The 14,451-nt window shown below is 62.8% G+C and carries 12 protein-coding genes; 5 read left to right on the top strand and 7 right to left on the bottom strand.

All coding sequences use genetic code 11. From position 1 onward, the window contains the following. Positions 1–215 precede the first annotated feature (215 nt). From mmsB to AC3WWH_RS29670, 4 genes are all read right to left on the bottom strand, one after another. Entirely contained in the window at positions 216–1,112 is an 897-nt protein-coding gene (gene mmsB / locus AC3WWH_RS29685) for a 3-hydroxyisobutyrate dehydrogenase (protein WP_113399471.1), read from the bottom strand. Between the two features lie 58 nt (positions 1,113–1,170). Further along, the gene (locus tag AC3WWH_RS29680; protein ID WP_058323267.1) at positions 1,171–2,223 is read right to left on the bottom strand and encodes an enoyl-CoA hydratase/isomerase family protein; all 1,053 of its coding nucleotides are present in this window, start codon (positions 2,221–2,223) and stop codon (positions 1,171–1,173) included. A 34-nt stretch (positions 2,224–2,257) separates the two neighbouring features. After that, positions 2,258–3,400: an isobutyryl-CoA dehydrogenase gene (locus tag AC3WWH_RS29675; RefSeq protein WP_162752614.1), complete on the bottom strand. Its 1,143-nt coding sequence runs from the start codon at positions 3,398–3,400 to the stop codon at positions 2,258–2,260. A 219-nt stretch (positions 3,401–3,619) separates the two neighbouring features. Continuing rightward, positions 3,620–5,038, bottom strand: a complete 1,419-nt coding sequence (locus tag AC3WWH_RS29670) for a helix-turn-helix domain-containing protein (protein ID WP_057251636.1) — start codon at positions 5,036–5,038, stop codon at positions 3,620–3,622. A gap of 158 nt (positions 5,039–5,196) precedes the next feature. Between AC3WWH_RS29670 and AC3WWH_RS29665 the strand changes: the two genes are divergently transcribed. The 5 genes from AC3WWH_RS29665 (at position 5,197) to AC3WWH_RS29645 (ending at position 12,724) form a co-directional block, all read left to right on the top strand. Then, a complete protein-coding gene (locus tag AC3WWH_RS29665; protein ID WP_058323265.1) occupies positions 5,197–6,729 on the top strand; it encodes an acyl-CoA carboxylase subunit beta in 1,533 nt (510 codons plus the stop codon). Between the two features lie 11 nt (positions 6,730–6,740). Next, positions 6,741–7,031: a hypothetical protein gene (locus AC3WWH_RS29660; RefSeq protein ID WP_245296179.1), complete on the top strand. Its 291-nt coding sequence runs from the start codon at positions 6,741–6,743 to the stop codon at positions 7,029–7,031. Positions 7,032–7,063: 32 nt separating this feature from the next. After that, on the top strand, positions 7,064–9,067 hold the full coding sequence (locus AC3WWH_RS29655; RefSeq protein ID WP_113399469.1) for an acetyl-CoA carboxylase biotin carboxylase subunit: 2,004 nt from the start codon (positions 7,064–7,066) through the stop codon (positions 9,065–9,067). A 175-nt stretch (positions 9,068–9,242) separates the two neighbouring features. Continuing rightward, complete coding sequence (gene scpA, locus AC3WWH_RS29650) at positions 9,243–11,381, top strand: methylmalonyl-CoA mutase (RefSeq protein WP_113399468.1); 2,139 nt, start codon at positions 9,243–9,245, stop codon at positions 11,379–11,381. 20 nt (positions 11,382–11,401) lie between these two features. Then, complete coding sequence (locus AC3WWH_RS29645; RefSeq protein ID WP_492377363.1) at positions 11,402–12,724, top strand: hypothetical protein; 1,323 nt, start codon at positions 11,402–11,404, stop codon at positions 12,722–12,724. Here AC3WWH_RS29645 and AC3WWH_RS29640 read toward each other — a convergent pair. Genes AC3WWH_RS29640 through AC3WWH_RS29630 form a run of 3 tightly spaced genes read right to left on the bottom strand, consistent with a single transcriptional unit; the run spans position 12,717 to position 14,446 of the window. Beyond that, positions 12,717–13,244, bottom strand: a complete 528-nt coding sequence (locus tag AC3WWH_RS29640; RefSeq protein ID WP_058323262.1) for a hypothetical protein — start codon at positions 13,242–13,244, stop codon at positions 12,717–12,719. The two genes, AC3WWH_RS29645 and AC3WWH_RS29640, sit on opposite strands and share 8 nt — an antisense overlap. A 12-nt stretch (positions 13,245–13,256) precedes the next feature. Then, on the bottom strand, positions 13,257–13,847 hold the full coding sequence (locus AC3WWH_RS29635) for a hypothetical protein (protein WP_058323261.1): 591 nt from the start codon (positions 13,845–13,847) through the stop codon (positions 13,257–13,259). Next, a complete protein-coding gene (locus tag AC3WWH_RS29630) occupies positions 13,847–14,446 on the bottom strand; it encodes a hypothetical protein (RefSeq protein WP_113399467.1) in 600 nt (199 codons plus the stop codon). The genes AC3WWH_RS29635 and AC3WWH_RS29630 overlap by 1 nt, the downstream gene beginning before the upstream one ends. Positions 14,447–14,451 lie beyond the last annotated feature (5 nt).

The following is a 14,451-nucleotide window of genomic DNA, read 5'->3' as shown; positions in this document are numbered from 1 at the left end:
AACTCTAGAGCGAAGGTCGTCGTCGCCAGCAGCGCCGCCGCCCTCGTCAGTGATCGGGCTTATAGACCCCCATCCTCCAAGACGTCAACAGCAAGTTTCATAGCTTTGATATAAATTTCATAAGTCATTGAAAATACGAATGAATTTCTATTCACAGACATAAGCGGCAAATTTTCGCCCGGTTAAGCGGGCGAAAATCCATCGACGCGGGCGGATCAGCCGGCCTTTGCTTCGTCGTTGCCGCGCAGAAGGTGGATCAGAGCGGAAAAGTCTTCACCGCCATGGCCGAGCTTCTCGAACATCGAATAGAGTTGGGCTGCCTGTGCGCCCATCGGCGTCGTCGCACCAGCAGCGCTTGCGGCCTGCTGCGACAGCTTCAGGTCCTTCAGCATCAGGCTGGCTGCGAACCCCGGCTTGTAGTCATTGTTGGCGGGCGAGGTCGGGACCGGACCCGGCACCGGGCAATAGGTCGTCAGAGACCAGCATTGGCCGGACGAGGTCGAGGCGACGTCAAACAGCGCCTGATGCGACAGGCCTAGCCGTTCCGCCAGAACGAAGGCCTCGCACACGCCGGCCATCGAGATCCCGAGGATCATGTTGTTGCAGATCTTGGCCGCCTGGCCGGCGCCGGCACCGCCGCAATGCACGATCTTCTTGCCCATCGCCTCGAGCAGCGGCCTGCCGCGGGCAAAAGCCTCGTCGCTGCCGCCGACCATGAAGGTGAGCGTGCCGGCAGCCGCGCCGCCTGTGCCGCCGGAGACCGGCGCGTCGAGCGACGGGCAGCCGATCTTTTCGGCGAGCGCATGCGCCTTGCGGGCGCTGTCGACGTCGATCGTCGAGCTATCGATCAGAAGCGTTCCGGGATCGACGAAGCCGAGCAGTTCGTCCCAGACATAGAGCACGTGGGCGCCGGCCGGCAGCATGGTGACGACGCATTCGGCACCGCGCACCGCCTGTGCGATCGAACCAGCAACCGAAACGCCGGTTTTCGCCGCAGCGTTGCGCGACGCTTCCGACAGGTCGAAGCCGCTGACCGCATGCCCCGCCTTCACCAGATTGGCGGCCATCGGCCCGCCCATATTGCCGAGCCCGATAAAGGCGATCTTCGTCATGTCATTCCTCCTCGTATTGAAACTCGGCCAAAACCGAACAGCGCCCCATCCTCAGGCGCTAAAACAGTGGCGGGTGATCCTTCCTGCCGAAACGCGACAGCAAGGCAGGTGTGACACCGGCCAGCGCCACCGACCATTTTGGATTGCGGTCCTTGTCGATCACCGCAGCACGCACACCTTCGTAGAAGTCGGGGTTACCAAGCATTCCGAGCGTCGCGGAATATTCCCGTTCGAGGCATTCGTTCAGCGACGCGCTGCGGCGCCCGGCGCGCAAGAGTTCGAGCGTCAGCTTCATGCTCAGCGCCGAACGCGAGTTGAGCAGCGCCAGCGTTTCCTTGGCGAAATCGGAACCATCAGCCTCGAGCGCCGCCACGATCTCTTCAACCGTATCAAAGGCGAAGCAGCGGTCGATCAGCGCAAAGTGGTTTCGAAGCGCCGTTGCCGGCGCTTCCGAAGCGTGCTTTGCAATCACCGCGTTGACATCTGCGCTGCCTGCCGTCGGCGGCAGCGTGGCAAGATCAGCGGCGAGTGCTTCCAGCTTATCCGAGGCGACGAAACTATCTGCAAGCCGGGCATGGATCGCATCGGCTGCGACGATGTCCCGACCGGTCAGACCGAGATAGGTGCCGAATTCGCCGGGGGCCTTAGGAAGAAGCCAGGTGGCGCCAACGTCAGGGAAGTAGCCGATCCCGGTCTCCGGCATCGCAAGCCGCGTGCATTCGGTGACGATGCGGTGGCTGCCGTGGGCGGAAATCCCGACACCGCCGCCCATGACGATACCGTCCATGATCGCAATGTACGGCTTGCGGTAGCCGGAGATGCGGCTGTTGACGATGAATTCCTCGCGCCAGAACTGCGCACCTTCCTCCGGCCGTTCGCGGCCACTCTCGTAAATCATGCGGATATCGCCACCGGCGCAAAGCCCGCGCTCGCCCTCGCCGGTCACCAACACGGCGGCGACGGCCGGATCATTTTCGAACTCGGTCAAAGCCGCGGCGATCAGCCGGATCATCGGCACGTTGAGGCTGTTCAATGCCCGTGTGCGGTTCAGCCGGATTCTGCCGATCGCTCCCCGCCGCTCGACGATGACTTCAGGCGCCTGCATGTCCATGAACGATCTTTCCTGTTTCTGGCCTGTTTCTGGCCTATTTCCGGCCGATAAGCGAACGCGCAACGATCAGGCGCATGATTTCGTTGGTGCCCTCGAGGATCTGGTGCACCCGGAGGTCCCTGACAATCTTTTCGACACCATAGTCTGCGAGATAGCCGTAACCGCCGTGAAGCTGCAGCGCGTCATTGGCGACGGCAAAGCAGCGGTCGGTGACGAAGCGCTTGGCCATGGCGCAGAGTTTTGTCGCTTCGGGGTCGCCGGCATCAAGCGCAGATGCCGCGCGCCAGAGGAAGGTGCGGGCGATTTCGAGGTCGGTCGCCATGTCGGCGAGACGGAACTGCAGCGCCTGGAACTCGCCGATCGCCTTGCCAAAGGCCCGGCGCTCCTGGACATAAGCCAGCGCCCTTTCGAAGGCGGACTGGGCGCCACCGAGAGACGCGGCGGCAATGTTCAATCGCCCGCCATCGAGCCCGCCCATGGCGATCTTGAAACCATCGCCTTCCGCCCCGAGGCGGTTTTCCGCCGGCACGCGGACACCATCGAGCATGACGGCGCGGGTGGGCTGGACGTGCCAGCCCATTTTTTTCTCATTGGCACCGAATGTGAGGCCAGGTGCGTCCTTCTCGACCACGAAGGTGGAGATGCCCTTGGGGCCGTCCTCGCCGGTCCGCGCCATGATCACGTAGAGGCCGGACTCGCCAGCGCCCGAGATGAACTGCTTCTGGCCGGTCAGGACATAATCGTTGCCGTCTCTCACCGCCTTGGTCTTCAGCGCCGCTGCATCCGAGCCCGAGCCTGGCTCGGTCAGGCAGTAACTCGCCAGCACCTCCATGGTCAGCAGCCTCGGCAGCAGCCGCTGGCGCTGTTCGTCCGTGCCGTAGCGGTCGATCATGCCGGCGCACATGTTGTGGATCGAGACGAAGGAGGCGACGGCCGGGCAGCCGGTCGCGAGCGCCTCGATGATCATCGCGGCATCGAGCCGCGTCAGTCCCGTGCCGCCGACATCGTCGCGGACATAGATGCCGGCCATTCCGAGCGCTGCGGCACCGCGCAACGTGTCGACCGGAAAATGCTTCTGCTGATCCCAGTCGATCGCGTGAGGGGCGATCTCGTCGCGGGCGAAATCGAGCGCCATCTGACGAATGGCCTCCTGCTCCTCCGACAGGCGAAAATCCATATGCATGTCCTCCCTGACCGCATACCTCTGCAGGTTTCCTTTAATCGTAACCGATAAAAGGGCAAAAACCTGCAGCAACCAAACGTGCCACAGCGACCTTTGCGCGTTTCAAAAGACGCGCGGCGCCGTAGGCGATGGAGGCCTAGTTACACCAAACTTCGTCCAGGCCCAGATGCAACTTCTCACAGGGTCTGTTCAAAAATGAACAGACCGTCGCAATCAGCTCTCGCTTAGACGATACGGCAGAGCGCCGCGTAAGTCATGGTCCACGATCAGGCGGCGTTTCAATGGCGGCACCGCACGGCTCGCGCATTTCGTGCGTTCGCAGATGCGGCAGGAAATGCCGATCGGATCGAAGGCGGCGCGGTTGCCGAGGTCCATGTCGTCGGCGTAGACGAAGGCATCGGCATAGGAGACCTCGCAGCCAAGCGCCAGCGCGTAGCGCGGCTGCGCGGCGCGAAAGCCGCCACCGCCCTTAGTGATCTGGGTGGCGAGGCAGAGGTAGCGCACGCCGTCAGGCGTCTCGGCCAGTTGCCGGATGATCCGGCCCGGCGTCTCGAAGGCCTGGTGCACGTTCCAGAGCGGACAGGCTGCACCGAACCGGGCGAATTGCAGCTTCGCGGCGCTGTGGCGCTTGGTGATATTGCCCGCCCGGTCGATGCGGGCAAAGAAGATCGGTATGCCTTTCTGTCCCGGCCGCTGCAGGGTCGAGAGGCGGTGGCAGACCTGCTCCAGAGACGCGCCGAAGCGGGCGGCGAGCAATTCGATGTCGTGCCTCAAGTCGCGGGCGGCCTTCGAGAAGGCCTGGTAGGGCAGGATCAGCGCGCCGGCAAAATAGTTCTGCAGGCCGATGCGACAGATCTCATAGGCCTCTTCGGTGCGGAAGCCGGCACTACCGGCCACCCGATCGATCTCTTCGCGGGCATGAAGCTGGGCGATCTGCAGGGCGATCTGGAAGTCGCGCGTTGCTGCGGGCGCATAGGGATTGAGGGTCAGGATGCGGGCGCGCGGATCGAAGCGGCGGATCGCCTCGTCGCCGGCCGCTCCGCGCACGACCCGAACGCCGTGACGCTGTTCCAGATAGCTTGCCAGCGCCGCATGATTGTCGCCTTCGCCGAGCCCGAGCTCGCCCGCCAGCCGCTCGGCAAGCATGTCGATCTCGTGAATGTAGTTGTCGACGAAATGAAAGAAGTCGCGCACCTCTTCATAAGGCGTGGTTTCGACAAATGAGGCCCCGCGGCCGATGGTGTCGTCAATGCTTGCGAGCTGCTCGCTGTTGCGGCGATAGGCCTGGTGGCAGGTGATCAGCGCATGTGCCAGTCCCGGGGCATTCTGCGCGACGAGCTTCAGTTCCTGCAGGCTTGCGGAATAGGTTTCAAACAAGGGATCGCTGAGGGCTTCCGAGAGCGCCGAGAGCAGACGATCGCCCTCCCCGGTCGAAAGCTCGGCGATATCGATCTGGAATTTTTCGGCGAGCGCCAAAAGCACTGCGGCTGAGACCGGCCGCTGGTTGTTCTCGATCTGGTTGAGGTAGCTGGTCGAGATGCCGATGCGTTCTGCAAATTGGCCTTGCGTCGCCTTGTTCGCCTCCCGCAGTTCCCTGACCTTGCGGCCGATATAGAGTTTGCCGATCGCCATGTTTGCAACTTTGCAATTTACGTTTCACAAATTTCTCTATTTCACATTTGCACATGAAGAGACGTTTTTCCATGCCGTCTTCGACGCTATTGCGAAGCTCGAAGCGCCTCTGCACAATCGCTGAAAAAACAGGCACTGAAAAAAACCGGGAGGGCACCATGCGCGCCATACTAGAACAGGTCGAAGCCCGCCGGGCAGAAGCAAGAGCCGGCGGCGGCCAACGACGGATCGACGCCCAGCACGGCAAGGGCAAGCTGACGGCGCGCGAACGCATCGAGGTGCTGCTCGATGAAGGCTCGTTCGAAGAATACGACATGTACGTCACGCATCGCTGCGTCGATTTCGGCATGGAGAGCCAAAAGGTCGCGGGCGATGGCGTCGTCACCGGTTGGGGCACGATCAACGGCCGGCAGGTCTATGTCTTTTCTCAGGACTTCACCGTTCTCGGCGGCTCCCTGTCGGAAACCCACGCGCAGAAGATCTGCAAGATCATGGATATGGCGGTACGCAACGGGGCACCAGTCATCGGCCTCAACGACAGTGGCGGCGCCCGCATCCAGGAAGGCGTGGCCTCGCTTGCCGGTTACGCCGAGGTCTTCCGCCGCAATGCCGAAGCCTCCGGCGTCATTCCGCAGATCTCGGTCATCATGGGTCCCTGCGCCGGCGGCGCGGTCTATTCGCCGGCCATGACCGACTTCATCTTCATGGTTCGCGATTCATCCTACATGTTCGTGACCGGGCCGGATGTCGTGAAGACAGTGACGAACGAGATCGTCACTGCGGAAGAGCTCGGCGGCGCGCGCACGCATACGTCAAAGTCTTCGGTCGCCGACGGTGCGTATGAAAACGACATCGAGGCACTGGAAGCGACCCGCCTGCTTTTCGATTTCCTGCCGCTCAACAACCGCGAAAAGCCGCCGGTCCGTCCCTTCCACGACGACCCGTCGCGGCTCGAAATGCGCCTTGACAGCCTGATCCCAGACAGCGCCGCCAAACCCTACGACATGAAGGAACTGATCCTGGCGCTTGCGGATGAAGGCGACTTCTTCGAATTGCAGCAGAACTTCGCCAGGAACATCATCACCGGCTTCATCCGCATGGAAGGCCAGACGGTCGGCGTCGTCGCCAATCAGCCGATGGTGCTTGCCGGCTGCCTCGACATCGACAGTTCGCGCAAGGCCGCCCGGTTCGTGCGCTTCTGCGATGCTTTCTCGATCCCGATCCTGACGCTGGTCGACGTGCCCGGCTTCCTGCCCGGCACCGCGCAGGAATATGGCGGCGTCATCAAGCATGGCGCCAAGCTGCTCTTTGCCTATAGCCAGGCGACCGTGCCGATGGTGACGCTGATTACCCGCAAAGCCTATGGCGGCGCCTATGACGTCATGGCCTCGAAACATATCGGCGCCGACGTCAATTATGCCTGGCCGACCGCCGAGATCGCCGTCATGGGTGCCAAGGGCGCCACCGAAATCCTCTACCGCTCGGAACTCGGCGACGTCGAGAAGATCGCCGCGCGCACGAAGGAGTACGAGGAGCGCTTCGCCAACCCGTTCGTGGCGGCAGAGCGTGGCTTCATCGACGAGGTGATCATGCCACATTCGTCGCGCCGACGCATCGCGCGTGCTTTTGCGTCTCTGCGCAACAAGCAGGTCGATGTCCGCTGGCGCAAGCACGACACGATCCCACTCTGATGGAGGCGACGATGGAACGGGAGCCAGAGCGCATCATGACGCCGGAAGAAGCCAGGCGCGACCACTGGTCGATGCTGCGCTATATGGCCGTCAATGCGCTGATCGGCGTGGCGATTGGCGCGCTCACGGCTGGCGTGCTGATCTGGCTCAATATCGGCGCCGTCGGCACCCACATCGTCCGTTCGACGAGCCCGGTTCTCGCCACCCTCATGGTTGTCGTGCCCTTCGCATTGCTTTTCGGTGGGGCCGCCGCGGCATCGTCGATCGCGCTTCTTCCCTATCGCCGCAAGTTCAAACGCTGACGCGCCGCCCCAAGGATTTGAAAGAGAAGCAAATGTTCAAGAAAATCCTCATCGCCAACCGTGGTGAAATCGCCTGCCGCGTCATCAAGACCGCAAAGAAGCTCGGCATCGCCACCGTCGCGGTCTACTCCGACGCCGACCGCGAGGCCATGCATGTGCGCATGGCGGACGAGGCGGTGCATATCGGCCCCTCGCCGTCGGCCCAGTCCTATATCGTCATCGACAAGATCATCGACGCGATCCGCAAGACCGGCGCCGATGCCGTTCATCCGGGCTATGGTTTCCTCTCGGAAAACGCCGCCTTTGCCCAAGCGCTCGAAAAAGAAGGCGTGGCCTTCATCGGCCCGCCGGTCGGGGCGATCCAGGCGATGGGCGACAAGATCACCTCCAAGAAGCTCGCGGCCGAGGCCGGCGTCTCGACGGTTCCGGGCCATATGGGCCTGATCGACGATGCAGACGAAGCGGTCCGGATCGCCGCGTCGATCGGCTATCCGGTGATGATCAAGGCGTCTGCCGGCGGCGGCGGCAAGGGCATGCGCATCGCCTGGAACGACCAGGAGGCGCGTGAAGGCTTCCAGTCCTCAAAGAACGAGGCAAAGAACGCCTTCGGCGACGATCGCATCTTCATCGAAAAATTCGTGACGGAGCCGCGTCACATCGAGATCCAGGTGCTTGGCGACAAGTATGGCAACACGCTCTATCTCGGCGAGCGCGAATGCTCGATCCAGCGCCGCAACCAGAAGGTCATCGAGGAGGCGCCCTCGCCTTTCCTCGACCCCGAGACCCGCAAGGCCATGGGCGAACAGGCAGTCGCACTTGCCAAGGCCGTCGGCTACCACTCCGCCGGCACCGTGGAATTCATTGTCGACGGCAAGCGCAACTTCTACTTCCTGGAGATGAACACCCGCCTGCAGGTGGAGCATCCGGTCACCGAACTCATCACCGGGCTCGACCTCGTCGAGCAGATGATCCGAGTTGCTAGCGGCGAAAAGCTCGCCTTCGGCCAGGACGATGTAAAGCTCAATGGCTGGGCGATTGAAAGCCGGCTTTATGCGGAAGATCCCTATCGCAACTTCCTGCCGTCGATCGGCCGGCTGACGCGCTACCGTCCGCCGGTCGAGGGCACGCGCGACAACGGCACGGTGACGCGCAACGACACCGGCGTCTTCGAGGGCGGCGAGATCTCGATGTTCTACGACCCGATGATCGCCAAGCTCTGCACCTGGGCACCGGACCGGCAGACGGCGGTCGAGGCTATGGCCGACGCGCTCGATCAGTTCGAAGTGGAAGGCATTGGCCATAACCTGCCGTTCCTGGCCGCGGTCATGCAACAGCAGCGCTTCCGCGACGGCCGGTTGACGACTGCCTATATCGCCGAGGAATTTGTCGACGGTTTTCACGGCGTTGCGGCCGATGAGCGGTCGCTTCGCAAGCTCGCCGCCGTCGCGGTCTCGGTCAATCAGATCCTGCAGGAACGGGCCAGCCAGATTTCCGGCACGATCGGCAATCATCGCCGCATCATCGGCCATGATTGGGTGGTCGGTCTCGGCGATCACGATATTGCGGTGACTGCCGGTTCGTCCGCTGACGGCTCCTACGTGAGCTTCGCCGATGGCTCGACAGTCACCATCGCCGGCGACTGGACGCCCGGTCGTACGCTTGCCACGTTCAACATCGACAATGAGCCCTTGAGCGTCAAAGTCGATCTGGTCGGCACCGCCCTCCGGCTTCGCTGGCGCGGCATTGATGTCGTTGCCCATGTCAGAAGCTCGCGGGTTGCGGAACTGGCACGGCTGATGCCGAAGAAGCTGCCGCCGGACACGTCGCGCATGCTGCTTTGCCCGATGCCCGGGGTGATCACCTCGGTCACGGTAAAAGCCGGCGACACGGTCGAAGCAGGACAGGCGCTCGCGGTCGTCGAGGCGATGAAGATGGAGAACATCCTGCGCGCCGAGAAACGGGCCGTGGTGAAGCGCGTGGCGGTCGCCGCCGGCGCCAGCCTCGCCGTCGACGAGCTGATCATGGAATTCGAATAGTGAAAGCCGCAAAGCCATCCAGGCTTTGCCCCTCACCCTGACCCTCTCCCCGCAGGCGGGGAGAGGGAAGTTAAGCGCCGAGAGTGCGACGGCCCCCTTCTCCCGTTGTGACTGGGAGAAGGTCCCGGCAGGGGATGAGGGGCTGATTGAGACAAGCAGAATGCGGAGCACGTCGATGACCGAGAAAAACATCAAGGACTGGGAAGCGCTCGCCGAGAGAGAACTCAAGGCGGCGCCCGAAAGCCTCACCTGGCAGACGCCCGAAGGAATCGCCGTGAGGCCCCTCTACACGGCGGGAGATCTCGACGGCATCGATTATCTCACGTCGTTGCCCGGTTTCGAGCCTTTCGTGCGCGGCCCGCGCGCCACCATGTATGCCGGCCGTCCCTGGACGATCCGGCAATATGCCGGCTTCTCGACGGCGGAGGCCTCCAACGCCTTCTACCGGAAGAACCTGGCTGCCGGACAGAAGGGACTCTCGGTCGCCTTCGACCTCGCAACCCATCGCGGCTATGACAGCGACCACCCGCGCGTCGAGGGCGACGTCGGCAAGGCCGGTGTGGCGATCGACTCGGTTGAGGACATGAAGATCCTGTTCGACGGCATCCCGCTCGACGAGATGTCGGTGTCGATGACCATGAATGGCGCCGTCATCCCGATCCTCGCCTCCTTCATCGTCGCTGGCGAGGAGCAGGGTGTTTCGCGCGACAAGCTTTCAGGCACTATCCAGAACGACATCCTCAAGGAGTTCATGGTCCGCAACACCTATATCTACCCGCCGGAACCCTCGATGCGCATCGTCGCCGATATCATCGAGTACACGGCCAGGGAGATGCCGAAATTCAACTCGATCTCGATCTCCGGCTATCACATGCAGGAGGCCGGCGCGACGCTGGTGCAGGAGCTTGCCTTCACGCTCGCCGACGGGCGCGAATATGTACGGGCGGCGCTTGCCAAGGGGCTGAATGTCGACGAATTCGCCGGGCGGCTTTCCTTCTTTTTTGCCATCGGCATGAACTTCTTCATGGAAGCCGCGAAGCTTCGCGCTGCGCGCCTGCTCTGGACCCGGATCATGAAGGAGTTCGAGCCGAAGAAGCCGTCGTCGCTGATGCTGCGCACCCATTGCCAGACCTCGGGCGTCTCGCTGCAGGAGCAGGATCCCTACAACAACATCGTCCGCACGGCCTTCGAGGCGATGTCCGCCGCTCTCGGTGGCACCCAGTCGCTGCACACCAATTCGTTCGACGAGGCGATCGCGCTGCCGACGGAGTTTTCCGCCCGCATCGCCCGCAACACGCAACTGATCCTGCAGCACGAGACCGGCGTGACCAAGGTCGTCGATCCGCTCGCCGGGTCCTACTATGTCGAAAGCCTGACCAACGAGCTCGCAGACAAAGCCTGGCTACTGATCGAGGAGGTCGAGGCGATGGGCGGCATGACCCGTGCGGTCAATGCCGGGCTGCCGAAGCGATTGATCGAAGAGGCGGCGACCCGTCGCCAGGCCGCCGTCGACAAGGGCGAGGAGATCATCGTTGGGGTCAACAAGTACCGCCTCGACAACGAGGAGCCGATCGACATTCTGGAGATCGACAACAGCGCCGTGCGCGCCGCGCAGATCCGCCGGATCGAGGAAACCAAGCGTCGGCGCGACAGCGTCGAGGTCAAGAAGACCCTTACGGCGCTTGCTGAGATCGCATTGACAGGCGAAGGCAACCTGCTGGCCGCCGCCGTCGAGGCGGCGCGTGCCCGCGCCACCGTCGGCGAAATTTCCGATGCGATGCGTGGCGCCTTCGGCGACCACGCCGCGACGCCCAAGGTCGTCAGCAAGATCTACGGCAAGGCCTATGAAGGTGAGCCGGAGCTCGAGGTGCTCTCGGGGCGCCTCGACGAGGTCTCAGCAAAGCTCGGCCGCAAACCAAAAATAATGGTCGCAAAGCTCGGCCAGGACGGCCACGACCGCGGCGCCAAAGTCATCGCCTCGGCCTTCGGCGATATCGGTTTCGACGTGCTTGCCGGCCCTCTTTTCCAGACCCCGGAAGAGGCCGCCGACATGGCGCTGGCCAGTAAGGTCAATGTCATCGGCGTCTCCTCGCTTGCCGCCGGCCACAAGACGTTGATGCCGCAGCTTGCAGAAGCCCTGAAGAAGCGCGGCGGCGAGGATGTCATCGTCATCTGCGGCGGCGTCATTCCGCGTCAGGACTATGACTACCTGATGGACAACGGCGTGTCGGCCGTCTTCGGTCCGGGCACCAATGTGCTCGACGCCGCACGCGCCGTGCTCGACCTGATCGAAGGCAAACGCCGCAATATCTGACACGGCAAGGCGGAGGGTGTTTGGCTCTTCACCTGCCCCGTGCGGTTGTCGTCGCCGATTGGCGCAACTATGTTGTGGCCATGACGTCGATCGCCGAAGTGTTCGGACCCTTTGTCCTGATGGGGCGCCTCATCGCTCGCTTCTGGCCGCAGCTCCTCTTGATCGGGACCTGCGGCTACATCGTGCATGATCTCCTGATGCGTGCGGCAGTCTGGATCGGGCTGCAGCACCCGCTCGGTGGCATGGTGACGCTCTCCTTTGTCGTGCTGGCGAAGCTCGTCGTTATCGTCTTGATGTTCATGGCGCTTCGCCCCGGTTTGCCGGCACTCGAAGCGCTCCGCCAACAACCGGTGGCCACGCATGTCGAGACCACGGTGCCGAAAACCGATCGCAGGCTGCTCGCCGTCACCTCAGCCGCCATCCTGCCGTTCTTCGCCTATTACGCCGCCTGGGGTTTCCTCGGCGAGGCGGTGCGGGAATATTCGCGTTTGGCACTCGACGCCGTCGCCTTCGGCGAGAAGGGTGACTTCTTCGATATCCTGAAATCGCGCGGCGTCTTTATTTCGATCGCGTTGTGCTGGCTGGTGCGGTGGGGCGCAAAGCGCATGAGCAAGCGCAGCGAAACACCCTTCTGGCGACTGCTGGTCGTCGCGGCGGACGCGAGCTGGATCTTCATCGGGCTTTATGGCCTGTCGGTCTGGAAAGACCAGGTCATCACCTGGCTCGGCGCCGGCAGGCTTCTCAGCATGAACGGTTTCACCTTCACCGCCGTAGCGCATGCCGCCGAGACCTTCGTGCCGGTGGAACTGAGAAGACCCGATTGGAACACTGAGGCCGAGGGTCTGTTCTTCTATGCGCTTCTACCGATCATCTGGCTGGTCATGGCGGCGATCATCAATGGTTACGAGCTTTCGAGCCCGGAATCGCGCGCCAGGCCATCCTCGCCGCGGCCGCGGCGGGCCAGAACCTTTCGCAAGTGGATTGCCGATTTCCTCGACCACTTCGTCAGCGACTACCGCTCCCGCTACGCTCCGATATGGACCTGCCTGAAGCTGACGCTCGGTTCAGGGCTTGCGACGCTATTTGCCTTCATCATTGCCTACCGCGCCATCGCCTGGCTTGGTGCCTGGAGCTGGTATGCGGCGACGCGAACCCTCGGCATGGGCGACCTCGCGAGTTGGCAGCTTGTCTTCGATGCACTCAGCCTTTTCATCGGCAGCCCTAGCGATCTCGACGGCGGCATCGTGCTCGACGCCGTGCGCATCACCTTGTTGGCGGCGATGCTCGAACATGCGGTTTCCGGCCAGGCTGAGAAGAGCGAAATCAGCTACGCGTCTACTTGAAGATCAGCGTTTCATCGCTTGCGCCCGGAAACTCAATCCTGAGCGAAAGATCCCGCGCCTCCGCGGGAACGATGAAGCTCTCGGCCATACGGACCGTGGCGCCAGTCTTGGCGTCGGTAAAGGCGAGCACACCGCAGCGCGGGCGTTCGGCCACCTCCGGATACATCTCCCGGACGATCGGCTCGGTCAGGGTGACGGGCTCAAAACGGCGCCCCTCGCTGTCGATCAGCCGGACGCGGCAGGCTCCTTGCGACAGAACGGCCGGATCGGTCGGTGACGCCTCGAATTCGGCGAGAATGACGCGCGCGTCATTGGTGCGCGGCAGCCGCCTCATGTCCAGAAGCTTCCACTGTCCACCGGCAAAGGCCTGCCCCGCTCCATCCTCGACGACGATCTCGGCCCTTTGGGTGGCAAGCCAATGCCCCTCTCGCAGGCTCTCCCACGCACGGACGACGAAGGCGAGCGGCAGTGCGACGACCAGCGCCAGCAGGCAGATCCAGAACGTGCGCTTCTCGCTCATGCCGGTGTCTCCTCAGCGCGCCGCCAACGTCCAGGGCGTGCCGCTGCTGCCGCGCGCAATGGTGACGGACGGCTTGATATGGGTCGGCTGCTTGTCGCCGAGCGTAATCCAAAGCTCCTCAGCAAGCGGCATCACCAGGCTGCGGGCGACGAGCAGCGTGCCTTTGTCAACGGCCGCTTCGGGAAGTTCGAAGGCAAGAAGTACCGGCCTCGGCAGGCCTGGTTCGAGCCTTTCCGTCGGCAGATAGCCGGGCACGGTCGAGAACCGCTGGCTGAGCTCGTAGCGCAAACCGTTGCCTGCCAGCCACTCCGCCGAGGTCAGCGTCATCGTTTCGGTTTTCGCGACGGCCGCGCCTTCGATGATGAGCCAGATGCCGGATGTCGAGTAATCCTTGATCCGCCCGAAGCTCTCGACCCTGACCTGGCGTGCCAGGTGCACATTGGCCGCGCCGAAGGCGAAGTCCCGGCTCTCGACCCGCTCGCCGACTGCACCACGAACGGCAATCGGTGCCGTGATATCGCCGTAGCCAGGCGTGCTGCTTCGCATCGCGTACAGCGCTGCGATTGCAGACACTGAGAGCAGCAGCGCGCGAAGAGCCGACATCATTGCTCCGACGATCCCGTATCTTGCGTGACTGCCAATTCGACCACCGCGGCCTCGCCATCATCGAACCAGTTGGGCGCGCCGTAGAGGTTGTCACGCGGCTTGTAGATCTGTTTGCCGATGGACAGAGAAACCTTCTCCGGCTCCGGGCGATCCGCCGGCCATTCCCAGACCGCGATGAGCTTTTCCGGCATGTTTGGGTTGATGGCACTCGCGATCCATTTGTCCCTGGCGAGATAATAGACCGGCTTCGGCGATGCCATGACTCGCTCGTCCTTGATCGCGATCAGGTTCATAAAGGCATTGCTGGTGGTGACCGATCGGTTGTCGAGTTCGATATCCACCATCAGGAATCGCTTCGGCTCGAACGGCTTGGTTCCGGTCGGCGGCACGGAAGCCATGGTGGCGTCGTTGATCGTCACCCGCCACCGGCCGGTATCGATCGCCTCACCCTTGGCTGCGGTGACGGCAGGCACCGGATTCGCCGCATCATAGACTGCGGTCGCAAAGGAGACCGCAGCCGCAGCCATTCCGCCGATACCGGTGACCAGCATGATCAAAAGACGCTGCCTGATTTTCGATCGTTGCACGACCGGCATTTGTC

It is taken from the genome of Ensifer sp. EB106-03-01-XG145, from assembly GCF_058792075.1.
This window is presented reverse-complemented; position numbering and strand designations above follow the sequence as displayed.